Origin of the sequence: Stenotrophomonas sp. 278 (assembly GCF_003935715.1) — a bacterium.
Classification (GTDB): Bacteria; Pseudomonadota; Gammaproteobacteria; order Xanthomonadales; family Xanthomonadaceae; genus Stenotrophomonas; species Stenotrophomonas maltophilia_AH.
Map to the genome: position 1 here is coordinate 1 of NZ_RHPP01000072.1, position 23,439 is coordinate 23,439.

At 66.4% G+C, this 23,439-nt stretch carries 19 protein-coding genes; 9 read left to right on the forward strand and 10 right to left on the reverse strand.

Features of this window, described 5'->3' with window-relative positions; all coding sequences use genetic code 11:
* Positions 1 to 101: 101 nt before the first annotated feature.
* Positions 102 to 1,331, forward strand: coding sequence for a multifunctional CCA addition/repair protein (locus EGJ34_RS12835; RefSeq protein WP_125360864.1), 1,230 nt, complete (start codon positions 102 to 104; stop codon positions 1,329 to 1,331).
* On the opposite strand, the gene EGJ34_RS12840 is transcribed toward EGJ34_RS12835, so the two are convergent.
* From EGJ34_RS12840 to EGJ34_RS12865, 6 genes are all read right to left on the reverse strand, one after another.
* Complete coding sequence (locus EGJ34_RS12840) at positions 1,319 to 4,114, reverse strand: autotransporter domain-containing protein (protein ID WP_125360865.1); 2,796 nt, start codon at positions 4,112 to 4,114, stop codon at positions 1,319 to 1,321. The genes EGJ34_RS12835 and EGJ34_RS12840 overlap by 13 nt on opposite strands.
* A gap of 129 nt (positions 4,115 to 4,243) precedes the next feature.
* Positions 4,244 to 5,320 carry a heparan-alpha-glucosaminide N-acetyltransferase domain-containing protein gene (locus tag EGJ34_RS12845; protein ID WP_125360866.1) on the reverse strand — a complete coding sequence of 359 codons (1,077 nt, stop codon included), beginning with the start codon at positions 5,318 to 5,320 and terminating at the stop codon, positions 4,244 to 4,246.
* On the reverse strand, positions 5,317 to 6,465 hold the full coding sequence (gene nagA / locus EGJ34_RS12850) for an N-acetylglucosamine-6-phosphate deacetylase (protein WP_125360867.1): 1,149 nt from the start codon (positions 6,463 to 6,465) through the stop codon (positions 5,317 to 5,319). The genes EGJ34_RS12845 and nagA overlap by 4 nt, the downstream gene beginning before the upstream one ends.
* Positions 6,465 to 7,493, reverse strand: a complete 1,029-nt coding sequence (locus EGJ34_RS12855) for an SIS domain-containing protein (protein WP_125360868.1) — start codon at positions 7,491 to 7,493, stop codon at positions 6,465 to 6,467. The genes nagA and EGJ34_RS12855 overlap by 1 nt, the downstream gene beginning before the upstream one ends.
* A 7-nt stretch (positions 7,494 to 7,500) precedes the next feature.
* Positions 7,501 to 8,568: a LacI family DNA-binding transcriptional regulator gene (locus EGJ34_RS12860; RefSeq protein ID WP_125360869.1), complete on the reverse strand. Its 1,068-nt coding sequence runs from the start codon at positions 8,566 to 8,568 to the stop codon at positions 7,501 to 7,503.
* A 42-nt stretch (positions 8,569 to 8,610) separates the two neighbouring features.
* A complete protein-coding gene (locus tag EGJ34_RS12865) occupies positions 8,611 to 9,903 on the reverse strand; it encodes a sugar MFS transporter (RefSeq protein WP_125360870.1) in 1,293 nt (430 codons plus the stop codon).
* 268 nt (positions 9,904 to 10,171) lie between these two features.
* On the opposite strand from EGJ34_RS12865, the gene EGJ34_RS12870 reads away from it, so the two are divergent.
* From EGJ34_RS12870 to EGJ34_RS12890, 6 genes are all read left to right on the forward strand, one after another.
* Positions 10,172 to 11,185 carry a glucokinase family protein gene (locus EGJ34_RS12870; RefSeq protein ID WP_125360871.1) on the forward strand — a complete coding sequence of 338 codons (1,014 nt, stop codon included), beginning with the start codon at positions 10,172 to 10,174 and terminating at the stop codon, positions 11,183 to 11,185.
* Between the two features lie 119 nt (positions 11,186 to 11,304).
* Positions 11,305 to 13,968, forward strand: coding sequence for a TonB-dependent receptor (locus tag EGJ34_RS12875; RefSeq protein WP_125360872.1), 2,664 nt, complete (start codon positions 11,305 to 11,307; stop codon positions 13,966 to 13,968).
* A gap of 128 nt (positions 13,969 to 14,096) precedes the next feature.
* Positions 14,097 to 16,433, forward strand: a complete 2,337-nt coding sequence (locus EGJ34_RS12880; protein ID WP_125360873.1) for a family 20 glycosylhydrolase — start codon at positions 14,097 to 14,099, stop codon at positions 16,431 to 16,433.
* Positions 16,434 to 17,015: 582 nt separating this feature from the next.
* The gene (locus EGJ34_RS22235; RefSeq protein WP_185750166.1) at positions 17,016 to 17,192 is read left to right on the forward strand and encodes a hypothetical protein; all 177 of its coding nucleotides are present in this window, start codon (positions 17,016 to 17,018) and stop codon (positions 17,190 to 17,192) included.
* 337 nt (positions 17,193 to 17,529) lie between these two features.
* Positions 17,530 to 17,895, forward strand: a complete 366-nt coding sequence (locus EGJ34_RS12885) for a HigA family addiction module antitoxin (RefSeq protein ID WP_125360881.1) — start codon at positions 17,530 to 17,532, stop codon at positions 17,893 to 17,895.
* Positions 17,889 to 18,284, forward strand: a complete 396-nt coding sequence (locus tag EGJ34_RS12890; RefSeq protein WP_125360874.1) for a hypothetical protein — start codon at positions 17,889 to 17,891, stop codon at positions 18,282 to 18,284. Before EGJ34_RS12885 ends, EGJ34_RS12890 begins: the two co-directional genes overlap by 7 nt.
* 64 nt (positions 18,285 to 18,348) lie before the next feature.
* Here the strand turns inward: EGJ34_RS12890 and EGJ34_RS12895 are convergent, their stop codons facing one another.
* Together EGJ34_RS12895 and EGJ34_RS12900 are read right to left on the reverse strand one after the other, a co-directional pair.
* On the reverse strand, positions 18,349 to 18,735 hold the full coding sequence (locus tag EGJ34_RS12895; protein ID WP_125360875.1) for a VanZ family protein: 387 nt from the start codon (positions 18,733 to 18,735) through the stop codon (positions 18,349 to 18,351).
* A gap of 7 nt (positions 18,736 to 18,742) precedes the next feature.
* Positions 18,743 to 19,927 (reverse strand): class I SAM-dependent methyltransferase, encoded by a 1,185-nt coding sequence (locus tag EGJ34_RS12900; RefSeq protein ID WP_125360876.1) that lies wholly within the window; start codon positions 19,925 to 19,927, stop codon positions 18,743 to 18,745.
* Positions 19,928 to 19,982: 55 nt separating this feature from the next.
* Between EGJ34_RS12900 and EGJ34_RS12905 the strand changes: the two genes are divergently transcribed.
* Positions 19,983 to 20,720, forward strand: coding sequence for a pteridine reductase (locus tag EGJ34_RS12905; protein ID WP_125360877.1), 738 nt, complete (start codon positions 19,983 to 19,985; stop codon positions 20,718 to 20,720).
* Between the two features lie 79 nt (positions 20,721 to 20,799).
* On the opposite strand, the gene folK is transcribed toward EGJ34_RS12905, so the two are convergent.
* Positions 20,800 to 21,315: a 2-amino-4-hydroxy-6-hydroxymethyldihydropteridine diphosphokinase gene (folK, locus tag EGJ34_RS12910; RefSeq protein ID WP_125360878.1), complete on the reverse strand. Its 516-nt coding sequence runs from the start codon at positions 21,313 to 21,315 to the stop codon at positions 20,800 to 20,802.
* An 84-nt stretch (positions 21,316 to 21,399) separates the two neighbouring features.
* On the opposite strand from folK, the gene EGJ34_RS12915 reads away from it, so the two are divergent.
* Positions 21,400 to 22,155 carry a 20S proteasome subunit A/B gene (locus EGJ34_RS12915; protein WP_125360879.1) on the forward strand — a complete coding sequence of 252 codons (756 nt, stop codon included), beginning with the start codon at positions 21,400 to 21,402 and terminating at the stop codon, positions 22,153 to 22,155.
* 164 nt (positions 22,156 to 22,319) lie between these two features.
* Here the strand turns inward: EGJ34_RS12915 and EGJ34_RS12920 are convergent.
* On the reverse strand, positions 22,320 to 23,439 hold a 1,120-nt coding region (locus tag EGJ34_RS12920; RefSeq protein ID WP_125360880.1), incomplete at its 5' end, for an ATP-binding protein.

Genomic DNA, 23,439 nt, shown 5'->3' on the forward strand with positions numbered 1-23,439 from the left:
TCCGACTCCCTCGTTTTTTTCCTCTTAGGGGGGCGGGCGGGGTTGGGGCCGCGGGTGGGGGTGGGGCCGGCCAACGGCCGGCGCTACCGTATGATGCGCCCATGAAGATCTATCTCGTCGGCGGTGCGGTCCGCGACCGTCTGCTCAAGCGCACACCGGGCGACCACGACTGGGTCGTGGTCGGGGCTACCCAGGCACAGATGGAAGCCCAGGGCTACAAGGCCGTGGGCAAGGACTTCTCGGTGTTCCTGCACCCGAAGACGGGGGAGGAATACGCACTGGCCCGTACCGAGCGCAAATCCGGCCGCGGCTATCGCGGTTTCGTGGTCGATGCCGATCCTTCGGTGACGCTCGAAGACGACCTGCTGCGCCGCGATTTCACCATCAACGCCATCGCCTGCGACGAAGCCACCGGCACCCTCGTGGACCCCTACGGCGGCGCGCGTGACATCGAACAGCGCGTGCTGCGCCATGTCGGCCCCGCCTTCGTCGAAGACCCCTTGCGGGTGCTGCGTGCGGCCCGCTTCATGGCGCGGTTTGCCCCCTTGGGCTTTACCGTGGCCCCGGAAACGATGGACCTGATGCGCCAGATCGCCGCCAGCGGTGAGCTGGATGCACTGGTGCCCGAACGCGTGTGGCAGGAACTGCGCCGCGCCCTGACCTGCGCACAGCCGTCTGCCTTCCTGCGGACCCTGCATGAGGCGAACGCGCTGGGTGCGGTGCTGCCGGAACTGGAGGCGTTGTATGGCGTGCCGCAACGCGCCGAGTTCCACCCGGAAGTGGACACCGGGGTGCACCAGGAAATGGTCAGCGACATGGCCGCACGGCTCGCGCCGGGCGACGACCTGGTCGGCTTCGCCGCCCTCACCCACGACCTGGGCAAGGGCCTCACGCCTGAAGCCGAATGGCCGCGTCACCTGATGCACGAACAGCGTGGCTTGAAGCCGCTGCAGGCGCTGTGCGAACGGCTGAAGGTGCCGGCAGAACACCGCCAGCTAGCAGAAGCCGTGTGCCGCGACCACCTCAACGTGCACCGCATTGATGAACTACGCGACGCCACGATCCTGGAACTGCTGGGCCGCTTCGATGCCTTCCGGCGCCCCGAGCGCGTGGCCCGCATTGCACTGTGCTGCGAGGCCGACAAACGCGGTCGGCTGGGCTTTGAGGACAGCGACTACCCGCAGGGCGAAATGCTCAAGCGCGTGCATGCCGCCGCACTGGCGGTGCAGGCACGTGACCTCGACCTCACCCATCTGAAGGGCCCGGCGATCGGCGATGCACTCAACCGCGCGCGCACGCTGGCCATCAAAACGGCGCGTCAGAAGTCGTAGCGCAGCCCGATGTTGCCCTCCACCACCTTGCGCTCCTTCTGCGGATCGCTGCCCAGGTCGCGGGTGTAGTCGGCTACCGCAAACGCGCTGACGTTGGCGTTGAAGCGCCCCACCACCCCGACCCCCACCTCGAGTGCGCGGTAGGCCTGCTCGCTGGTCAGCGGGTCGCCCCCGATGTCGATCCGGTCCTCGCCGCTGAAGCCGTGCCAGTAATTGACCTTCAGGTACGGCTGCCAGCCGTTGTCGGCCAGTGAGTAGTCGCCGGCCAGACGCAACCCGGCGCGACCGGTCCAGGCGTTGTCGTTCTGCATGCGCACCACCGACACCGCATCGGCGGTGTCGTCGATGTCGGTGCGCTGCCAGATTGCCTGCAGCTGCGGTTCCAGCCACCACACCGACTGCCCGAAGCGCAGCAGCGGCCTGCCCACTTCCAGAGAGGCTGTCGTGCCCTTGCCCTCAAGGTCCACGCCCAGACCGCGTATCGAGGTGCTGCTGCCGTCGTAGCGGCTCTGCATCACCACCAAATCCAGATAGCCGTTCTTCTCACCCACACGCGTCCAGTACAGGCCCACATGCTCGTCGTCGAGCTGTGACCGACCCGCCGCCACGTTCTCCCAGCCCAGCGCGAAACCGGTGACATCGCCCTTGGCCCGGTTGCGACCGACGAACACGCCCACCTGGTCTCGGGTGTCACCGGCATGCGCGTACAGGTCCGCACCGGCCTGCACGCCCACGAAGTGACCGTCGAAGCCCGGCTGCGCATTGCCCTTCCAGGACTGTTCGTGGCGCTGCCCGATCAGGCGGGCCCAGGCCGCCCGGAAACCGCCCTCCCCGCGCAGCAGGCGCTGTTCGCCCTGGCGCTCGTGGAAGGTGCCCAGGCTGGCCATGCTGGCTTCACGCAGCAGCGGCGGCACCACCGCGTAGGGCGGAGTTTCCATGCGGTAGATGGGAATCACGTCCATGTTCGTGGGGCGACGTGCTTCCGGTGTAGGCGGCACCAGCAACGGGCTGGGTGCCGGTGGTTGTGGCGGCTCCCCAGCCACTACAACCGGTGCTGGTGCCGGGGCCGGAACCGGCCCGGGCACGATGGTGGATCGCAGGTACCAGTTTTCCCCGGTGCCCGCGCTCACACCCCCCTTGAACAGGAAATATTCGTAGGCACCCACGGAGATGCCGCTGGACAGCGCGAACGCGCCTGCGGCCGTGGTGGCACCGTTGACCGCCTGTACCACCATGATGCCGTTGGCGACCGTGCTGGCCCCGGTTCCGCCCACGTTGAGAATGTTCATCACTGTGTTGCCGCTGGCCGTGCCGCCGTCGATCACCAGTGCATCCGACGCCGATGCGTCGTTGCCCAGCACAGTCTGCAGCTGCAGCGTGCCGCCACTGCCCACATAGTTGCCGGCGATGGTGAAGCGGTCCCCCGGCGCACTGCCTCCATCGGACAGATCGATGAGCCCGGCGTTGGTGACCGTGGCCAGCTGCCCGGCACCCATCGCTGCCACGCGCCCGCTGCCGCCGCCGGCCCGCACTGCGCTGCCCGCGCTGACGTTCAATGCACCGGTGCCGGTTGCGGCATCACCCAGCGTCAGCGTGCCGTCCATCGTGAGTTCGCTGCCGCTGGCCAGGTCCACCTGTTCCCAGTTGGCAAGGCGCGCCACGCCGCCAAGCCTCACGTTGCTCATGTCCAGACGGTCGTTGCCCAGCGCGGCTTCAAACGCAGTGAACGAAGACAGCTGCGCCGGCCCCAGATCCGTCAGCCGCGCGCGGTCGTCGCCTTCGCCGAAGTCGACCGCGCCACGCAGCACGCCGCCACCGCTCCAGTCGAAAGTGTCGTTGCCGCCGCTCATCAGCACGTTGCCACCGACGGTTCCGCCGGTGATGGTGAGTGAGTCGTTGCCACCGGACACGCTGATGTTGCCGCCGATGTCGCCGGCCGAGAGCACGATGGTGTCGTTGCCGAACCCCGTCACCAGGTTGCCATCGATGCTGCCGCCGGACATCAGGAAGGAATTGTCTTCCAGGCGCATGTTGACCCGACCGATGCGGCCACCGGTGAACTCGGCGTAGTCCCCGTCGTCGAACCCGCCAATGATGTGCCCCGCCGTCATCCGGAATGTGTCAGAGCCATCGCCCTGCACCACCGAGCCGATGGTTCCGCCGGTCATCAGGAAGGCATCGCTTTCCCGACTCTGGTTCAGCTCGCCAGTGATGGTGCCGCCGCTCATTTCGAAGCGGTCCTGGTCGTCGCCCTGGTCGATCCGGTCAACGGTACCGGCACGGACCACCACGGTGTCGCTGCCGAATCCCTGCAGCACCCCACCACTGATGCTGCCGCCCAGCATGTCCAGCTGGTCAGTTCCCAGCCCGGTGAAGATCGCCCCGGCAGTGCCGCTGATGGTGCCGCGGTTGACCACGCGGGTGGCCTGGTTGGACAAGATCGCAATTCCCGCAGCGGTGCTGATGGTGCCGTCGTTGGTGATCACATGGCCACCGCCGCCATCGAACAACACCGCGCCGCCCGTGGGCACCGCCAGCTGTGCGCCGGACTGCACGTTCAGGGTGATGGTGGCCGAACCGACCACGCTCACCACCGGGGTGGTCTGCGGGTTGGGGGCACCGGCGGTGCAGGTCACGGTCTGGCCGGCGATGGGGGCACTGTTATCGCAGCCTGCCCAGACCGGCGCGCTGGCGGCGATCAAGGCGGCACTGCAGACCATTCGTAAGGCGTGGCCGGTGCTGATGGCCAGCGGGTGCCGCTGCAACGCGATCCTGGAGCACATAACCCGATCCTTTTGCCTAGGTGGGACTACGGCTGAAGCGCGGTGCCACGGTAAAACTACGCAGCACTGGTGCGTACTTTTACTGGCGCTGTGTGATGGCCCGGTGCAGGAACTGTGAGGCCGGGGGCACTAAATCTTCACGTAGATGCGACGGTGGTCGAGCCACGCCACCACGCCCCACCAGAACAGGACGAAGCCACAAGCGCACAGCAGCGAGGCCAGGCTGGGATGCGCCGGCATCAGCCTCACCAGCCAACCATTGCAGGCCGCCCACGCGCCGCTGGCGATCATCACCAGTGCCATCACGCTTGATCCCAGATAGGCCGCAATGGCATTCACACCGAAACGCCGGCCCAGTGCCGGCCACCCATGCCGGTCGACCAACAGGTGCGCCAGCAGCAGACCGACGACCGAAAGCCCCCCGGTGACCAGCACATAGCTCGGCGTCCACAGGTTCTTGTTCAATGGCAGCCCACCCGGCACGCATGCAGCAACCACGCCCAGCATCAGGCAACCCGCCCCCATGACGGCCAGTGGGCCCCGCCTTCCCGCACGCAGCCAGCGGCCGGCGATCAACCCCAGCAACGTGGTCGCCAATGCACCCAGCGTGCTGAGCAGGCCTTCGGGATCGTGGCCCAACCCGGTGACCGGGTCGTACTTGTACAGGTAGGGCGCAAACAGCCCGGTGTCCAACCGGCTGACCGGGTTGTGCCACGGCTCCAGCGTGCCTGCACCGAGCAGTACGAACGAGTACGCCAGCAGCAGCGCCGTCAGCACCGTCCACTGCGCGCGCGGCCGCAGGTGGATGGCCAGCAGCCCGACCCCACCCACGCACAGCGCGATCCGCTGCAGCACGCCCCAGGGCCGGTACGCCGGCAGCGCGAACAGCCACCACGCAAGTACATGCAGCAGCAGCCCCGCCACCAGAATGCGCAGCGCACGCTTCAGCAGCGCTGCGCGCAATGCCGGCCGCGCCGCCATGTCCTGCGCGCGCGGCCCCACGCTGAAGGCCAGCGACACCCCGGCAATGAACAGGAACAGCGGGAAGATCAGATCGGTCGGGGTAAACCCATGCCAGTCTGCATGAAGCAGCGGCGCATATACGTGCGCCCAATCGCCGGGATTGTTGACCAGCAGCATCGCCGCCACGGTCAAACCGCGCAGGGCATCAATCGAGCCCATGCGCGAGGCGGCGGGGGCGGTCATGCGTCCTCGCGCTGACCGGCAATCCAGGTCGCACGCACCTGCAGCGCGTCATCCAGCAACACCAGGTCGGCCTGGTAGCCTTCGGCGATTTCGCCGAGGCGGTCATCCAGGTTGAGGAACTGCGCCGGGTAGCGTGCCGCCATGCGCGCCGCCTCTTCCAGCGGCAGGCCGAGCTGCTGCACGGCGTTGCGTACGGCAGTGGCCATGTCCAGCGCCGAGCCGGCCAGCGATCCGGCGGCATTGCGCACCACGCCGTCCACCGCCGTGATCACCTCACCGTAGAGTTCATAGCTGGGGTCGTCCGCGCCGACCGGCGGCATGGCGTCGGTCACCAGCATCACCTTGCCACGCGGCTTGGCCGCCAGCGCCACGCGCAGGCTGGCCGGATGCACGTGCACGCCGTCAGCAATGACGCCGACCCAGCTGTCGCGGTCTTCCAGCGCCGCGCCCACCGCGCCCGGCTCTCGCCCGGCCAGCGGTGACATCGCGTTGTAGAGATGGGTGAAGCCACGGATGCCTGCGTCCAGCCCGGCCTTGGCCTCCTCATAGCTGGCCGCGGTGTGGCCGGCGGCGACGATCACGCCCCGCTCCACCAGCGCGCGGATGCTTTCCAGCGGCACCCGTTCCGGGGCCAGGGTGAGCAGGGTCACGCCGTTGTCCAGCGACGCCGCCATCGCGATTTCATCCGAATCGGGCACGCGGAATTTGTCCGGGTTGTGTGTGCCCTTGCGCGCCGGAGCGATGTACGGGCCTTCCAGATGGATGCCCAGCACGCCCGGCACCCTGGCCTCGATCGCTTCGCGGGTGGCGGCAATGGCCGTACGCATCACCTCGACGTCGTCGCTGATCAGCGTCGGCAGCAGACCGGTCGTACCAAAGCGGCGGTGCGCGGACGCCAGCGTGCGCAGGCTCTCCACGTCCGGCGTGTTGTTGAACAGCACGCCGCCGCCGCCGTTGACCTGCGCATCGATGAAGCCTGGCAGCAGAAAGCCGCCGCCCAGATCCACCTGCTCGTCCGCGCTGCCCAGCTGCGGCGCGGCATCGCTGACCAGTGCGGTAATCACGCCGCCTTCGATCACCACCGCCAGATCATCGCGGAACTCATCGCCAGCCAGAATGCGGGCATTGCGCAGAACGGTCTTCATCACACAGTTTCCGTAACCTTGTTCAGATGCGGCGGCAGATCCGGATTATGCCCGCGCCGCAGCGCCAGCGCGTTGATCGCGCGGTAGAAACTCTGTACCACCAGCAGCGGCGCACAGGCCGGGTGCGGAGCCTGCGGCTGGGCCAGGTCGCCATCGGGTGCAGCCAGCCAGACCTGGGCATTGCGGGTAGCAAACTCCGCTGCCACCGCGCGGGTACCGGCACCGGTTTCATCCGGCTGGGCGAACGCCAGCACCGGGAAGCCCGGCCCCACCAACGCCATCGGGCCATGCTTGACCTCGGCCGAGCTGTAGGCCTCGGCATGCAGGCCACAGGTCTCCTTGAACTTCAGCGCCGCTTCCTGCGCCGCGCCCAGGCCCAGGCCACGACCGATCACGAACAGGTTGTGCGCCGGCACCAGACCTTCGGTGAGTGCGCTCCAGTCGCTGTTCCACGCCTCGCGCAAGGCGGTCGGCAGGGCAGCCAGCGCGGCGATCAGCGCCTTGTCCTCGCTCCAGTACGCCACCAGCTGCAGAATGGCCGACAGCGAGGCCAGATAGCTCTTGGTCGCTGCAACGCTGCGCTCGGCACCGGCACCCAGCGGAATCAAGGTTTCAGCCAGCTGCGCCAGCGGCGAGTCTTCTACGTTGACCAGCGCCACCACGCGCGCGCCGGCCGCACGCGCCGCCTCGGCGTTGCGCAGCAGGTCCGGGCTCTTGCCCGACTGCGAGATCACGATGTACAGCGCGCCGCGCAGCTGCAGCGGTGCTTCGTACACCGAGCCCACCGACGGCGACGCCGAGGCCGTGACCAGACCCAGCCGGGTTTCGAGCAGGTACTTGGCATAGGTGGCCGCATGATCGGAACTGCCGCGTGCACAGGTCACCACGAACGGCGGCGGTGCGGCACGCAGGCTGGCCGCCAGGGTCTGTACCGCCTGCTGGTTGCGCGCGAACTGCGCGGCGATCACGTCGGCCGCTTCGGCGGCTTCGCGGAACATCAAGGTGTCGTGGGGAGCAGGCAGTGACATGCAGGTCTCAGGGAATGTCAGGCGTGGGAGGCCGTGCGCCGGCCGGGCGCATCGGGGCGGTGGAGCCGCGCACCACCAGCTGCGGCACGAAGCCCTGGTTGTGCAGCGGCGAGGACGCTTCGTCGTAGGCGTCGCTGCGCAGCTGCGCGATCAGCAGACGCGCCGCGTGGCGGGCGATGTCTTCGGTGGCCTGCTTGGCGGTGGTCAGCGGCGGCCAAGACTGGCGCGAGAACGGGCTGTCCTCGAAACCGGCAATGGACAGGTCGTAGGGCACGTTCATGCCGGCCGACTTGGCCGCGGCCAGCACGCCAGCGGCGATTTCGTCGTTGGAACCGAAGATCGCCGTGGGCGGTTCGCGCAGTGCCAGCAGCCGGCGCGCACCGCGGAAGCCGTCGTCGAAGGTGTAGTCGCCCGGCACCACCAGATGCTTGTCCACGGTCATGCCGTAGTCCTTCAGCGCCGCTTCGTAGCCGGCATAGCGCTCGCCCGAAGAACGGTGCGACGTGCCTCCCCACAGGAAGCCGATGCGCTGGTGGCCGAGCTGGATCAGGTGTTCGGTGATTTCATAGGCAGCCTCACGGTCATCCACGAACACACAGGCCCCGTCGGCCGGGTCTTCGGTGGCGGCGATGATGCGCACCAGCTTGATCCCACGCGCGGTGAGCGCGGCAATCAGGTCGCGGCGCTCGGACATCGGCGCGGTCAGCACCAGTCCGGCGAGGCGCGAACGCTGCACCCAGTCAGCCAGCTCTTCAGCCAGCATCGGCGAACTGGAGTCGCAGGGATGGATCTGCAGGCCGAAGCCGGTTTCGCGGCAGGCCGCCAGCACCCCATTCTGCACGCCGATGATGTGATACGGATTGGGGTTGTCGTAGACCAGGCCCACCACCAGGGTGGTGCCGGTACGCAGGTTGCGCGCGGCCGGGTCCGGTTCGTAATCCAGCTCGGCAATGGCACGCAGCACGCGCGCGCGCGTGGCCTGCATTACTGAGGGTTCGTTGTTGATGACCCGCGAGACGGTCTTCAACGACACCTTGGCCCGTTCGGCGACATCCTTGATGGTCGCTCTGCGCATTGGGGTTTCCTGCAGGTTCCGTGGAGCGTCCATGATCGCCGATCAGGCCGCGTCGCGGGGCAGGCCAATCCGATAGCCGCGCAGCGAATAGAACAGGATGTACAGGTAACAGGGCACCATCAGCCCGGCGAATACCCACTGGAAGTCGAAGTGCTGCTTGAGCACGGCGAACGCCTGCGGAATGATCGCGCCGCCGGCGATGGCCATCACCAGCAGCGCCGAGCCGGTTTCGGTGAAACGGCCCAGCCCGCGGATCGCCAGCGGGAAGATCGCCGGCCACATCATCGCATTGGCGAAGCCCAGCGCGGCCACGAAGCCCACCGACACATAGCCGTGGGTGAACAGCGCGCCGATGCAGAACAGCACCCCCAGCGTCGCGGAAATGCTCAGGTACTTCGACTGCGACACCAGGTGCGGAATCACCAGCAGGCCGACGATGTAACCGGCCAGCATCGCCGCCAGCGTGATCGAGGTGAACAGCTTGGTCTGGTCCAGCGGCAGGTCGAAACCATGCCCGTAGGTGCCGATGGCATCGCCTGCCATCACTTCCACACCCACATAGACGAACAGACACATCACGCCCAGCCACAGGTGCGGGAACTGGAAAATGCTGGTGCGTTCGCGCGTGCCCGGGGCCGATGGCGGGGTGGCATTGGCTTCGGAGGTTTTCAGTTCCGGCAGCGGCGAGAACAGCACCGCCACCGCCAGCACCACCAGCAGCCCGGCCATGCCCATGTACGGGGCCTGGATCTTGCTGGCAAAGCCGTCCAGCAGGGTGGCGCGGGTGGCCGCGTCGGCGGCGGCCACCTGGTCGGCCAGGTCCCCGATGCCGTGCAGCACCAGCGAGCCGATCAGCAGCGGGGCAAGAATGCCGGCCACCTTGTTGCAGATGCCCATCAGCGCGATGCGGCGCGCGGCGGTCTCTATCGGGCCGAGGATGCTGATGTACGGATTCACCGCGGTCTGCAGCAATGCAAGACCACTGCCGATGACGAACAGCCCGCTGAGCGCGCCGGGGTACCAGCGCTGCTGCGCGTAATGGGCGAACAGCACCGCGCCGACCGCCATCACCAGCAGACTCAGGCTCAGGCCCTTCTTCATGCCGGTGCGCTTGAGGATCCACGCGGCCGGCAGGGCCAGGAAGAAATACGACAGGTAGAACACCATCAGCACCAGGAACGCCCCGACCTCGTCCAGCTCGAAAGCCAGCTTGACGAAGGTGATCAGCGGCCCGTTGAGCCAGGTGAAGAAGCCGATCAGGAAGAACAGCACCCCGATGATCAGGATCGAGGTGGTTACGCTCGAACGCGCGGAAGCGGCAGGCACGACAGACATCGGAAGGGCTCCTGCATCGACAGCGCGCGAAGGCAGCGTCGGAAGAGTGGCTGGGAACAACGTTGTCACATTTATTCGATGGGGCACCCGGGTTTGTCAACAAGCGCCGCAGCACACTTGCCATGTAATCGATTTCACAAGGGCCCGGGCGTTGCACTGCACAATCGAAAGTGCGAGCTTGTCGTTGACATCGTTGTCAGAACGATTACAGACTCCGCCTCAATCGCCGGGTTTGTTACCCGGCTGTGACGCACCCAAGGGAGCCCGTGTGACTGCAGCCGCCTCCGCCGTACCGGCCCATGCCGCCGCCCCGGTGCCATTTCTGGCCGCCGATGTCGGCGGCACCCATGTGCGCGTGGCGCGCGTGCAGGCCAGCGCCGACCCGGCCCACCCGGTGCAGGTGCTGGAGTACCGCAAGTTCCGCAATGCCGAGTATCCCGGCCTGAGCGCCATCCTCGAGACCTTCCTGGGCGAGAACCCGCGCCCGGCCCACTGCGTGGTGGCAACCGCGGGCGTGGCCCGGGAAGACGGCACCGTGATCACCGCGAACGTGCCGTGGCCGCTGTCGGCACGTCGCATCGAGCAGGACGTGGGGCTGGAACACGTCTTCATCGTCAACGACTTCGAGGCCGTGGCCTACGCCGCCGCCCAGGTCGATGCCAGCGGCGTGCTGCAGCTCACCGGTCCGGCCACCGCCCCGCGCGGTCCGACCCTGGTGGTCGGTCCCGGCACCGGACTCGGCGCGGCGGTATGGATTCCTACCCCGCACGGTCCAGTGGTGCTGGCCACCGAGGCCGGGCAGCCGACCCTGGCGGTCAGCACGGAACTGGAAATGGCGATCGTGCGCCAGATGCAGCGCGAGCACGCGCATGTGTCGGTCGAACACGCATTGTCCGGCCCTGGGCTGATGAACCTGTACCGCGCGTTGTGCGCGTTGAACGACCAGACTCCCACCCTGGCCAGCCCGGACGCGATCACCGCAGCGGCCATGGCCGGTACCGACGCGCTCGCCCGCGAAAGCCTGCAGGTGTTCTGCGGGCTGCTCGGCAGCACCATCGGCGACATGGCCCTGCAGTACGGTGCATCCGGCGGTGTCTACCTGGCCGGCGGCATCCTGCCGCAGATCCGCGAATTCCTGTTGAACAGCACCTTCGTTGCCCGGTACCTCAACAAGGGCCCGATGCGCGAGGCGCTGGAACGCATTCCCGTGAAAGTGGTCGAGCACGGGCAACTGGGCGTCATCGGCGCCGCCAGCTGGTACCTCGGCCGCAACAACGCCTGAGCGCGCCTTCCGGCGCACGGGACCTGCAACACGCTCCACGCAATGCCTGTTCGAACCACCACCACAGCTGCACACCGCACGCCGTCGCTGGCGCACATTGATTGATGAGGAGAGACATCATGAACCACCGCAAGAGCCTGCTTTCGGCAGCCATCTTCAGCTGTATCGCCTTCGGCGCACATGCGCAGGAGGCCGCTCCGGCCAGCCCGACCGACCTGGACACCATCCAGGTGACCGGTATCCGTGGCTCGATGGAGCGCTCGCTGGACACCAAGCGTGAGGCCAACGCCCGCCTGGAAGTGGTCACCGCCGAAGACGTGGGCAAGCTGCCCGCACACAACGTCGCCGACACCCTGCAGCGCCTGCCCGGCGTGAACATCAGCTCGGCCAGCGCCGACGAAGGCGGCTTCGACGAAGCCGACCGCGTCAGCCTGCGCGGCACCAGCCCCAGCCTTACCCAGACCCTGATCAATGGCCACACCGTCGGTTCGGCCGACTGGTTCGTGCTGAGCCAGGGCAACAACGTGGGCCGCAGCGTCAGCTACTCGCTGCTGCCGTCCGAGCTGGTCAGCTCGGTGGAAGTGAACAAGTCCTCGCAGGCCAAGCTGCAGGACGGCGGCACCACCGGTACCGTCAACATCATCACCCGCACCCCGCTGCAGTTCTCCAAGCAGTTCAGCGCGGAGGCCTCGGTGGGCGCGGTCCGTTCGGACCAGGCCGAATCGACCGACCCGCAGTACTCGGCGCTGTTCAACTACAAGAACGACGAAGGCAACTTCGGCGTGCTGCTGCAGGCGTTCTACCAGAAGCGCGAGCTGCGCCGTGAAGCGCAGGAAATCCCGGGTGGTTTCACCAAGATCGCCGCGACCGATCCGGTCGCCGCGACCAACCCCGACCTCATTGGCGTCAGCGTACCGGGCCTGCTGGGTTCGACCCTGTTCGAGCAGACCCGCGAACGCAAGGGCGGCCTGCTGACCGTACAGTTCAAGCCGACCGACACACTGAGCCTGTCGCTGAGCGGCTTCACTTCGGAACTGGAAGCCAACAACTACAACCGCAATTTCATGCTGTGGGGCAGCAGCTTCGCCAAGTCGCAGGCACCGAACCCCGGCTACACCGTGGTTGACGGCGTGCTGACCAATGCGACCTACGCCGGCGTGCCGGGCACCAACTATGGTGTCTACGACATGATCTATCGCGAAGCCACGGCCAAGACCAACTACGTCACCTTCGACGCCGATTGGCAGATCAACGACACCCTCGACGCCAAGTTCCAGGCCGGCACCACCAAGGGCACCGGCGAAACGCCGCGTCAGTTCATTGCAGAAGTCACTCTGGGCCAGGGCGGCGGTGCCAGCTGGGCCACTCACGGTGCTGGCTCTCCGGTGGACTGGAACATTGGTGGCGACATCAGTCCGACCGGCGTGACCAGCTTCGGTACCTGGGGCAACCAGCTGGTCAAGGCCGAAGACAAGGAAGACTGGGCCACCCTGGACTTCAGCCAGTACTTCAGTGCGGGTGCATTGAGCTCGGTGGACTTCGGCGTGCGCTTCGCTGACCACGAGCGTGAGGCACTTTCGCCGGAAGGCGCGACCCCGGGTGACATCTGGGCCGCATTGGAAGGCAGCGCCACCGGCAACTACCCCAGCGGCTTCGCTGGCGACGTAGGTGGCACCTTCCCGCGCAACATCTGGTATTACACCCCGGACGCGCTGAAGACCGCCATCATCAACAACTCCACCTGGCTGGCCGGCAATGACGGCCCGACCGGCCGACACAACTATGGTGCGGAGTGGAAGGTGAAGGAAAAGAACTTCGCCGGCTACGTGCAGGCCAACTTCAGCGGTGACTGGTGGGCCGGTAACGTGGGCCTGCGCTATGTGAACATCAAGCAGGACATCAACAGCTACAACGCCGTCGCCAACGCCGCAGATGCCGACGTGAGCAGCCTGTTCGGCATGTGGGAGCGCACCGCGTTCGAGAACAAGCACGACCGCGTGCTGCCCAGCGCCAACATCAAGTTCGATCTGGACGACTCGCTGGTGCTGCGCGTCGCCGCATCGCAGACCCAGACCCTGCCGGACTACTCGGCGCTGGGTGCCTCGTCGTGGGGTTCGGATCTGAACCGCACCGGCGGCGGTGGCAATCCGAACCTCAAGCCGACCCTGTCGAGCAACCTGGACGCGAACCTGGAGTGGTACTTCATGCCGCGCGGCCTGCTGTCGGTGGGTGCCTACCACATGGACATGAAGGACTACATCGCCTTCGACGTGGTCTCGCGCCAGCTGTACAGCGAACTGACCAACCAGCTTGAGACGTATCAGATCTCCACCCCGATCAATGCCGATGGCAAGGTCACCGGCGTGGAAGTGGCGTACGAACAGCCGATCGGTGACTACTTCGGCTTCAACGCCAACTACACCTACGCCAACGGCAGTACCGACCACACCTGGGCAGACGGCACCCACAACCTGCTGGGCACCTCCAAGAACACCTACAACGTCGGTGCCTACTTCGAAAACGAGTGGTTCGGTGCGCGCGTCAGCTACACCCGTCGTTCCTCGTTCCTGATCAGCCTGTCCGGCACCAATCCGTACTACCAGGACGAGTTCGGCACGCTGTCGGCGTCGTTGAACTTCAAGGCCACCGACTGGCTGAGCATCAGCCTGGACGGCCTGAACCTCAACAACCCGACCTACAAGTACTACCAGAGCGCGTCGATTCCGACCTCGTTCTACTCCAACGGTCGCCAGTACTACCTGAACTTCCGCTTCAAGTACTGACGTAGAGCCGGGCTTGCCCGGCTGAAGTAGAGCCGGGCTTGCCCGGCTTGAACGTAACGCCCAAAGGGCCCGGACTTCCGGGCCCTTTTCGCAGATAGAATCAAAACCGCACCAAAAGGAATGACCCGATGCATACCCGCACCCGTCGTACCTCGCTGTCGCTGCTGTCGTTCGCACTGGCATTGACCCTCGCTCCGCTGGCCCACGCCACCGACGCCCAGGCCCCGGACGGCCCGCGCGCCCTGCCCGGCTCGCTCCCGCTGCTGCCGGCACCGGCACATCTGGAACAACTGGGCGGCACGGGCTACACCGTCACTGCCGCCACCCCCTTGCACGCCCAAGGCGACGCCGCACAGCGCGTGGCGGGCCTGTTCGCCACGCAGCTGAAGAACAGCGGTGGCCCGGCGTTGACCGTATCGTCGGCGCGCGGCAAGGACGGCATCCGCCTGGTGCTGGACACCACCTTGAAGACCGGTGCGGAGGGCTACCAGCTGCGCAGCGATGCGCGTGGGGTGACCGTGCAGGCCGCCACCGAAGCCGGCCTGTTCTATGGCGCGGCCACCCTTTCGCAGCTGCTCACTTCGGGCAACAACGGCCAGCTGCCCGCGCTGAAGATCGACGACGCGCCGCGCTTCAGCTGGCGCGGACTGATGCTGGATTCCGCGCGCCACTTCCAGAGCCTGGACGAAATCAAGCGCGTGCTCGACGCGATGGCCGAACAGAAGCTCAACACCTTCCACTGGCATCTGACCGATGATCAGGGCTGGCGCATGGAGATCAAGCGCTACCCGAAGCTGACCGAAGTGGGCAGCTGCCGCCTGCCGGCCGGTGACGGCGGTCGTGATCCGGCCACCGGTGCAGAACGTCCGTACTGCGGCTTCTACACCCAGGACCAGATCCGCGAAGTCATTGCTTACGCAGCGGCGCGGCACATCCAGGTGATTCCGGAAATCGACGTGCCCGGCCACGCCACCGCAGCGATTGCGGCCTATCCGCAGCTGGGCACGATTGATACCCCGCTGAAGCCGATCAGCGAATGGGGCGTTTTCCCGAACCTGTTCAACACCGAAGAAAGCACGTTCGAGTTTCTGGAGAACGTGCTGGACGAAGTGATTGAACTGTTCCCGGCCAAGTACGTCCACGTGGGCGGCGACGAAGCGGTGAAGGACCAGTGGGAGGCCTCCGCCCGCGTGCAGGCGCGGATGAAGGAAGTGGGCGCGGGCAACGAAAATGAAATGCAGGCCCACCTGATCAAGCGGCTGGAAAAGTACCTGGAACAGCACGATCGCCGTCTGATCGGCTGGGACGAGATCCTGGAAGGCGGCCTGCCGCCGGAAGCCACGGTGATGTCGTGGCGCGGCACGGAAGGCGGCCTGAAAGCGGCCAGCGAGGGGCATGACGTGATCATGTCGCCGGTGACCGACATGTACATGGACTACCTGCAGACCAACTCGGAGAACGAGCCGCCGGGCCGTCCGCTGAGCACGCCGCTGGGCCGGGTTTATGGTTTCGAGCCGGTGCCGGACGCGCTGGCGCGCGACAAACAGCAGCACATTCTGGGCCTGCAGGCGAACATGTTCACCGAGCACACGCGCAGCTATGCGCGCCTGCAGCACAACCTGTTCCCGCGTCTGGCCGCGGTGGCAGAAACCGGCTGGTCGCCGCGCGAGCGCCGCGACTTCGCCGACTTCCTGGCCCGCCTGCCGACCCAGCTGCAGCGCTGGCAGGCAATGGGCATTGCCTATGCGCAGACGCCGTTCGAGGTGGAAGCGGACGTCACCGACGACCGCAAGGCAGGCACGGCGGCGCTGGCGCTGCGCACACCGCTCAACTATGAGATCCGCTACAGCGTGGACGGCAGCCCGGTGACGGCGCAGTCGCCGCGTTACACGACCCCGCTGATCCAGCCGTTGCCGGTGGGGGTGCAGGCAGCAACCTTCTTCGACGGCAAGGCGCTGGCGAAGGCGGCGAGCCGGTTCGACATCACGGCCACGTCTTTGCTGACCCGCAACGACGAGCATCTGGACCTGTGCCCGGCCGAAGGCAAGCTGCTGCTGCGCCTGGAGGATGACGGCCCGGCAGACGGCCCGCGCGCGGTGTTCAACGTGAACATCTTCAACCCGTGCTGGTTCTGGCAGAACGCGAACATGGACGGCATCGGCAAGGTGCGGGTGCGGGCGGGCAACATTCCGTACTACTTCCAGCTGGCGCACGACGAGCCGCAGCGCCGGTTCGAGAAGGCGCGCAGCGCGCACGGCGAGATGGAGATCCTCAACGGCCAGTGCGATGGCAAGCCGCTGGCGACGGTACCGCTGCCGGCCAAGCCGGGCGCAGATGGCTTCATCACCCTGGAAGCCGCGCTACCGCGCTCGTTGAAGGGCACGCAGAACCTGTGCGTGCGCTTCACCGGCGACACCCGCCCGACCATGTGGGTGCTGGACGAACTCACCCTGCTGCCACGCTGATCGCCTGATTCCATGCGAACAACCCGCCGCCCACGCCCTCCCCGGCCGGGCGGGCCGGGTCAACGGGAATCAACGGCCCTTGTGGATGGGGTGTCGGTGACACGCATGGCGTGTCACTACGGGGGGAGTCAACGCGAATGTCGCTCCTGCCCTACTCTGCTGCGTTCGAAAAACACGCCGCGATCCGATTTCCAACGCACGCCTCACAACGGGAACATCGCCATTCTGGTGTCATCCACGACACCAAAGTGCGCATTCAACTCTTCCACAAATCTTCCCGCGCCAATTACGTCGCAAGATTTGCGCATCCGGCACACCGCCGCGAAGATGCGTAGGAATTATCTGATTTGCATCGCCACTCGTCTGCTGCAGTGTTGTCCCCGGAGCGTAGAAACTCCTAACCAAACAATGACTGATGCCCTGCGTGGGGGATGTTTGCGTCCTGCGTCGGGAGGGTGGCTAATAAAACACCCCCGTTAAGGGGGGAATACGCCCGCCGGCTTTTCGTTGTTTGGTTACGGTTTCTAACCTCCCGACCCCTTGTCATCCTGGCAGGGGTCGCATCTCACAGGAGGCATGACCATGCAGACGCACTGGCCAGATACAGCCGCGAACGACGACATCACGCCTGCACGAACGGACGCGGCCGGGGCCGCTGACGGCACCGTATCGTCGCCAGGCGAGCACACCGGCTACGTTGAAATTCTGCTGATGCGCATCGGCCTGCATCGTAGCGACGCGCCATGCGCGTCAGCCTGAATCCAACCCCGTTCGCATTGCCCGCACGCGCGGGCATGCAACCGATCTACGGATAAGCCCATGAACAATCAGAACGCCCTGCGCCTCGCGCGGGCAAAGTACCTGCACGCCAGATTTGAGGGGATGGTCACACGCCACCTCGGTACAGGTCATGCGTTACCGTGCCGATTATCGTTATCGGCGGTCGTCTATCGACCGACCCTACCAGGCCCCGTGCATCGCGTGCGCTTCGAGCACCGCGCGCACGGCGTGCTCCCCATGTATTGCATCCATTTCGCGCATGCCCCGCACACCACGCGCCGAAGGCAATGCCGGCTCTCATATGGCGAAGTCTCCAATGAACTCCCGAGTACATCCGAAATCCACACGTCGCGCCCCCGTCACCCCGCCGCGTAGCAAACAGCTTCTCCCGCCACATCCAGGCGACATCCTCAGCGAGGACTTCATGCGTCCACTGAAGCTCTCCGGTCGCGCCCTCGCCTGCGCCATTGGCGTTTCCCCGACCCGCATCGCTACCATCGCCTCCGGCAAAGCGGCCATTACCGCCGACACCGCAATCCGTCTCGGCCGCTACTTCGATACCTCACCCTGGTTCTGGATGAACCTGCAGGTCCGGTTCGATCTGGAAAGCGCGCAGGTGCAGGCATCCGAAACTGCCGGGCGCATCCTTCGCTACGACAGCCGGGGGTTGCCCACATGGTAATCAAGCGCGTCCGTCGCATCCTCCCCGGTTGCAGAAAGCCCCCCGCCATCACGCGACCACGCCCGCCGCTGCCACCGGTCCCGCGCAGCCTGCGCTCGGCACTGAAGAATCACCCCGACCACCTCGGGCGTCTGCAACTGGCGCTGCAGGGTGTGGCTGTCGCGCCGACCACGCGGCTACCGCGCATCGACATGGCGGTCATGGCCATCGAAGACCGCCTCAACCGCTTCCTCGCAGAAGCCCGCGACGAACTGGACGCTGCCCAGCGCAGCGGTGACCCGGAACGACTGGTCTCTGCCGCGTCGGAGGAGGCGTTCATGGCGGCCCTCTGTCGCAGGAACGCATGGATGGGCGACGAGATCTTTGCCGCCTGGTTCCGCAACCTGTAGAGACGCGCCATGCGCGTCTGTGGGCGGCATTGTCGGCTCCCCGCGTGCACGGGCAACGCAGGGATTACCCCTTCAACCGCACCAGCAGATCCCGCAGCGGGGTGAATAGGATCGCCATGCCGGCCATCACCCCGATCGTGTTGGCCACCGCATCCGCAGGGTCAGCACTGCGGTTATCGGTCAACGCGCCCTGCGCGAATTCCACGCCCACGCCCATCAACACCAGCCCAATCCCCGCACACCACAGCGCGGCACGCGTGCGATAGATCTGCACGGCCGAGCCGGCCAGCACGAAGTAGGCGAGAAAATGCTCGACCTTGTCGCTGTTCTTCGGCAGATCCGGCAGCGGCGGCGGCGGAATCAGGCAGACCACGATCACGCTGATGACCGCCAACCACCACAGACCCAACCAGAATCGCGGCCGCCGCAGCGGTTTCACCATCCCTGTCATGTGGGCCTCAGAGTCGCCAGGTGAGATCACCGACCAGGAACGAGGCATCCATGCTGACATCGCGCTGGAAGCCCATCACCTGGAAACGCTCGCCCATTTCGGTGGGCAGGGTAAGCTTCTTGACCTGGTCGCGCAGGCGCAGCTTGCCGACTTCATCGGTGCGTTCTTCGGCCAGGGCCAGCAGGCGGTCCAGGCCATTGCCGAGCAGGAAGCTGGACTGGGTGCAGTAACCGGCGAGTTCGAAACCCGCACCGGTGCCAGCCTCGGCCAGCGCAGTGAAGTCCACCGATGCGGTGATGTCCTGCAGGCCCGGCCATCTGTAGACGTCGTTGTGCACATGGTGACGGTAGAACGCGCGCACGGTGCCGTCGTCACGCTCGGACTGGTAGTACTCGTGGCGCGGGTAGCCGTAATCCACGAACAGCATCGCGCCGCGCTTCAAACCACCGGCCACGGCCTGGATCCAGTACGGCAGCTGCGGGAGCAGTTCAGAGCGATAGCCGTCCGCAAACGGCTGGCCGAGATAACGTTCGACATGGCGCACGGCGGCATGCAGCAGCGCATCAGCCGGCTGCGTACCGCGCATGAAGGCACCCTGCGCATCCAGCTCCACGGTTTCCTCATGGACCATGCCATCCTTGGCCAGGAAGCGTGGCGTCGGCAATGCGTCGATCACCTCGTTGGCGAACACCATGCCGTCCCAGTCATCATCGAACGGGCGGTCCAGCCATTCCACCAGCGCGAAAACCGGGGGTATCAGCATCTTTTCCAGTCGCTCGCGCTGGCGCTCACGCAGGTCGGCGCTGGGTTCCAGAATCGCGTAGCGCTCGGGCAGTGCGTCGAGCTCCAGCAGGCGTTTGAGCATGATCTCGGCGAACGCGCCGCTGCCGCCGCCCAGCTCCAGGAACCGGGCCTGCGGGCCCAGCTGCTGCATCACCGGGGCCACCGCATTGGCGAGGGTGGCGGTGAACAGCGGGCCCATTTCCGGTGCGGTGGTGAAGTCGCCGGCCGGACCGAACTTGCTGGCCCCGGCGCTGTAATAGCCCAGCCCTGGTGCGTACAGGCTCAGTTCCATGAAGCGCGCGAAGGGCATGACGCCACCATTGGCCAGGATTTCAGCGCGCAGCGCTTCGCTGAGCTGGTCGCTGTGGGCCAACGCGTCGGCGTCGGGAAGAGGCAGGGAAGAATGCATGGCGCGGTCGATTGCGGTGACAATGCACAGCATAGCCGAGCAGGGAGACCCCCCGATGACCGAAAGCGCACCCGTGGTGCTGATCACCGGCAGCGCGCGACGGATTGGCGCGGCCATTGCCCGCCAGTTCCACGCCTGTGGCTGGGCGGTGGTGCTGCATGCACATACCAGCAGCGGCGAACTGCAGCAGCTGGCATTCGACCTGGACATGATCCGCCCCGGCAGCGTGCTGGCGCTGCAGGCCGACCTGCGCGACAGCGCCACCCTGCCCGACCTGGTGGAACAGGCGGTGGGCCAGTTCGGGCGGCTGGACGCTCTGGTCAACAACGCCTCCAACTTTTATCCCACCCTGCTGGGCCAGATCACCGCCGAGCACTGGGACGACCTGTTCGCGGTGAACGCCCGTGCACCGCTGCTGCTGGCCCAGGCGGCGGCCCCCCACCTGCGCCGCCAGCAGGGCTGCATCGTCAATCTGACCGACCTGCACGGCAGCGACCCGATGCGCGACCACGCCGTATACAGCGCCGCCAAGGCGGCGCTGGAGATGATCACCCGCTCACTGGCGCTGGAGCTGGCCCCGAAGGTGCGGGTGAATGCCGTCGCCCCCGGGGCGATCCTGTGGCCGGAACAGGGCAAGGACGACTTTGCCCGGCAGGCCCTGCTGGCACGCACACCGTTGGGCCGCACCGGTACCGTGGAAGAGATCGCCGAGGCGGTGTACTGGCTGGCCAGTGATGCGCCGTTTGTGACCGGGCACACATTGCGGGTGGATGGCGGCCGACAGTTGTCGTAACCCGGGTATCGACCAACGGTCGGTACCTACCGGGGCATGCCACATTCGACGGATTCCGGGCGATGCATCCGCCGGTAGGTCACGACCGTTGGTCGTGACCGCCGTCCGCCGGCACCAACGCCACCACCTCGAACACCTCGTCGCGCTGCGCGTGCGCCCGCCACAGCGCCGCCAGGCTCAACCCGCTGACCGGATCAATGAAATCCGGCGCGATATCAGCCAATGGCTTGATCACGAACGCATGCTTCAGCTCAGGCCGCGGAATGCGCAGGTGGCCCGGACCTTCCACGATCAGGTCCCCGTAGAAGACCACGTCGATGTCCAGGGTACGGTCGGAGAAGCGCGGGCCACTGCGGTCACGCCCGTGGGCGTCCTCCAGCGCGTGCAGCCAGGCATCGAGCGCATCCAGCGGCAGCTCGGTCTCGATCGCCACGGCGTTGTTCAGAAAGGCAGGCCCGTCAAAACCGACGGCAGCGGTGCGGTAGGCCGGGGAGACGATGATCGTCCCGAAACGCTGGCGCAGCGCGGCTACCGCGGCGTGAAGATGCTGTTGCGGCTGCAGGTTGCTGCCCAGGCTCAGTAGCACAGTGGTCATGGTATTCAGCGTGCGTGGGGCGAATCCACATGGTGCCGTCACGGCCACCGCATAGAATCGGGGTGCACATCATAGAGGGTTGTCATGACCTATTGCGTCGGCATCGAGGTGGACGAGGGCCTGGTCTTCGCCGCCGATACCCGGACCAACGCCTCCCTGGACGATGTTCGCGTGCACCGCAAGCTGCACGAGTTCGAGTTTCCGGGCCAGGCCGTGTTCGTACTCATGGCGGCGGGCAATCTCGCCACCACCCAGCTGCTGGTGTCGCGGCTGCGCCGCGATGCGCAGGAGCAGCGCCCGGAAAGCCTGCTGGCGTTCCGCCACCTGTTCGAGGTCGCCGAGTACGTGGGCCGGGTGCTGGTGGACAGCCAGGTCAAAAGCAGCACGCCCGAGCACGGCCATGACGGAATCAATACCCAGGCCACGCTGATCCTGGGCGGCCAGGTCGGCAACGAGCGCCCGGGGCTGTACATGATCTACCCGCTGGGCAACGCCATTGCCGCCTCGCCGGAGACGCCGTTCCTGCAGATCGGCGAATCCAAGTACGGCAAGCCGATCCTGGACCGCATCATCCGCCCGCACACCCGTCTGGACGACGCAGCGCGCACGGCGGTGGTATCACTGGATTCCACCGTGCGCTCCAATCTTTCGGTGGGGTTGCCGTTCGACCTGGTGCTGCTGCGTGCCGGTGACCTGCAGATCAGCCAGCGCATGCGGCTGGCCGCGGACAGTCCGTTGTACGCCGATATCCATGGCAACTGGTCCAGGCGGCTGGAACAGGCGGTGGCGGCGTTACCGCGGTTCCCGTGGGAGACGGGGGATCACGACCAACGGTCGTGATCTACCCCGGGTCTGCGGGCTTGGGCGCACATGGGGTCACGACCAACGGCCGTGATCTACCCCGGGTCTGCGGGCTTGGGCGCACATGGGGTCACGACCAACGGTCGTGATCTACCTGGTCTGCGGGCCTCATCCGGTAGCTCACGACCGTTGGTCGTGAGCGGTTACCCGAGCGCTTCAGCTACTGAACGGAATACCTGCTGCATCTCCAGCGGTTTGCGCAGCACGTGCACGGGCACGCCGCTGGGAAAGCGGCTGCGCCGCACCGGAACGTCTTCGCTTTCCAGCACCAGCACGGGGCCGTGGTAGCCCAGCGCCGCCATTTCCCGCAGCAGCGAACTGGCTGACAGCAGCTTGGAACCGGCATCGGCGATCACCAGCGCCGGCATCGCCTCCTGCTGCATCCAGCGCAGCGCCGCCGCTCCGTCACAGGCCAGCTGCAGGTGATAGCCCTGGCTGGACAGCGCGTTGCCCAACAGCGACAGTCGCGTGGCCTCGCCGTCGACGACCAGGATCGATTGACCACTTCCAGCGGCCACAGGGGCTTCCACCACGGGCGCGTCAGGGGCCGCCACATACGCAGGCAGCAGCAGGTCGAAGCGCGTACCCTCGCCCGGCGCGCTCTGCACGCTGATGCGGCCCTGCGCACCTTCAATGATGCGCTTGCACGACATCAGGCCCAGGCCGGTGCCATCGGCCTTGGTGGTGAAGAACGGATTGAACAGGTTCGAAAGCACCTCCGGGCTCATGCCCGTGCCTTCGTCAGACACGGCGATGCGCAGCCACGCCAGGCCCTGCGGGTCGGTATCCGCCTGCGCCAGCAAGGTCAATCGCCCACCGTCGGGCATCGCCTGGATGGCATTCAATGCCAGGTTCAACAGCACCTGCTGCAGCTCAGTGTAATTGGCGTGCACGGTAAGTTCGGGGTCGGCCACTTCCAGCTCGAGCTCGACCTCGGGAGGCAGGTTGCTGCGCAACAGCAGCGCCACCGCCTCGAACAGCATGGCCACGCGGATCGGCTCGCTGGGGGTCCGCGAACCGCGCACGAACGACAGCATGGACTCGGCCATTTCATGCCCGCGCCGGCCGCATTCGGCGATCACGTCAGCCAGATGGCGCAGCTGCGGGTCGTCGGTGCGGGCCTTGAGCAGGTCCGGCATGATCAGCAGCGGCTGCAGGATGTTGCGCAGGTCATGGCTCAGGCCGGCGGCCAGCAGTGACAGACTCTCCAGCCGCTGGGCGCGCATCAGCTCCGCCTCCACCCGCGCCCGGTCCAGCGCGCCA

Excerpts from the sequence above, each read along its gene's own strand:
- EGJ34_RS12835 (WP_125360864.1), top strand. The coding sequence starts at position 102 with ATGAAGATCTATCTCGTCGGCGGTGCGGTCCGCGACCGTCTGCTCAAG.
- EGJ34_RS12840 (WP_125360865.1), bottom strand. The coding sequence starts at position 4,114 with ATGTGCTCCAGGATCGCGTTGCAGCGGCACCCGCTGGCCATCAGCACC.
- EGJ34_RS12845 (WP_125360866.1), bottom strand. The coding sequence starts at position 5,320 with ATGACCGCCCCCGCCGCCTCGCGCATGGGCTCGATTGATGCCCTGCGC.
- nagA (WP_125360867.1), bottom strand. The coding sequence starts at position 6,465 with ATGAAGACCGTTCTGCGCAATGCCCGCATTCTGGCTGGCGATGAGTTC.
- EGJ34_RS12855 (WP_125360868.1), bottom strand. The coding sequence starts at position 7,493 with ATGTCACTGCCTGCTCCCCACGACACCTTGATGTTCCGCGAAGCCGCC.
- EGJ34_RS12860 (WP_125360869.1), bottom strand. The coding sequence starts at position 8,568 with ATGCGCAGAGCGACCATCAAGGATGTCGCCGAACGGGCCAAGGTGTCG.
- EGJ34_RS12865 (WP_125360870.1), bottom strand. The coding sequence starts at position 9,903 with ATGTCTGTCGTGCCTGCCGCTTCCGCGCGTTCGAGCGTAACCACCTCG.
- EGJ34_RS12875 (WP_125360872.1), top strand. The coding sequence starts at position 11,305 with ATGAACCACCGCAAGAGCCTGCTTTCGGCAGCCATCTTCAGCTGTATC.
- EGJ34_RS12880 (WP_125360873.1), top strand. The coding sequence starts at position 14,097 with ATGCATACCCGCACCCGTCGTACCTCGCTGTCGCTGCTGTCGTTCGCA.
- EGJ34_RS22235 (WP_185750166.1), top strand. The coding sequence starts at position 17,016 with ATGCAGACGCACTGGCCAGATACAGCCGCGAACGACGACATCACGCCT.
- EGJ34_RS12885 (WP_125360881.1), top strand. The coding sequence starts at position 17,530 with ATGAACTCCCGAGTACATCCGAAATCCACACGTCGCGCCCCCGTCACC.
- EGJ34_RS12890 (WP_125360874.1), top strand. The coding sequence starts at position 17,889 with ATGGTAATCAAGCGCGTCCGTCGCATCCTCCCCGGTTGCAGAAAGCCC.
- EGJ34_RS12895 (WP_125360875.1), bottom strand. The coding sequence starts at position 18,735 with ATGACAGGGATGGTGAAACCGCTGCGGCGGCCGCGATTCTGGTTGGGT.
- EGJ34_RS12900 (WP_125360876.1), bottom strand. The coding sequence starts at position 19,927 with ATGCATTCTTCCCTGCCTCTTCCCGACGCCGACGCGTTGGCCCACAGC.
- EGJ34_RS12905 (WP_125360877.1), top strand. The coding sequence starts at position 19,983 with ATGACCGAAAGCGCACCCGTGGTGCTGATCACCGGCAGCGCGCGACGG.
- folK (WP_125360878.1), bottom strand. The coding sequence starts at position 21,315 with ATGACCACTGTGCTACTGAGCCTGGGCAGCAACCTGCAGCCGCAACAG.
- EGJ34_RS12915 (WP_125360879.1), top strand. The coding sequence starts at position 21,400 with ATGACCTATTGCGTCGGCATCGAGGTGGACGAGGGCCTGGTCTTCGCC.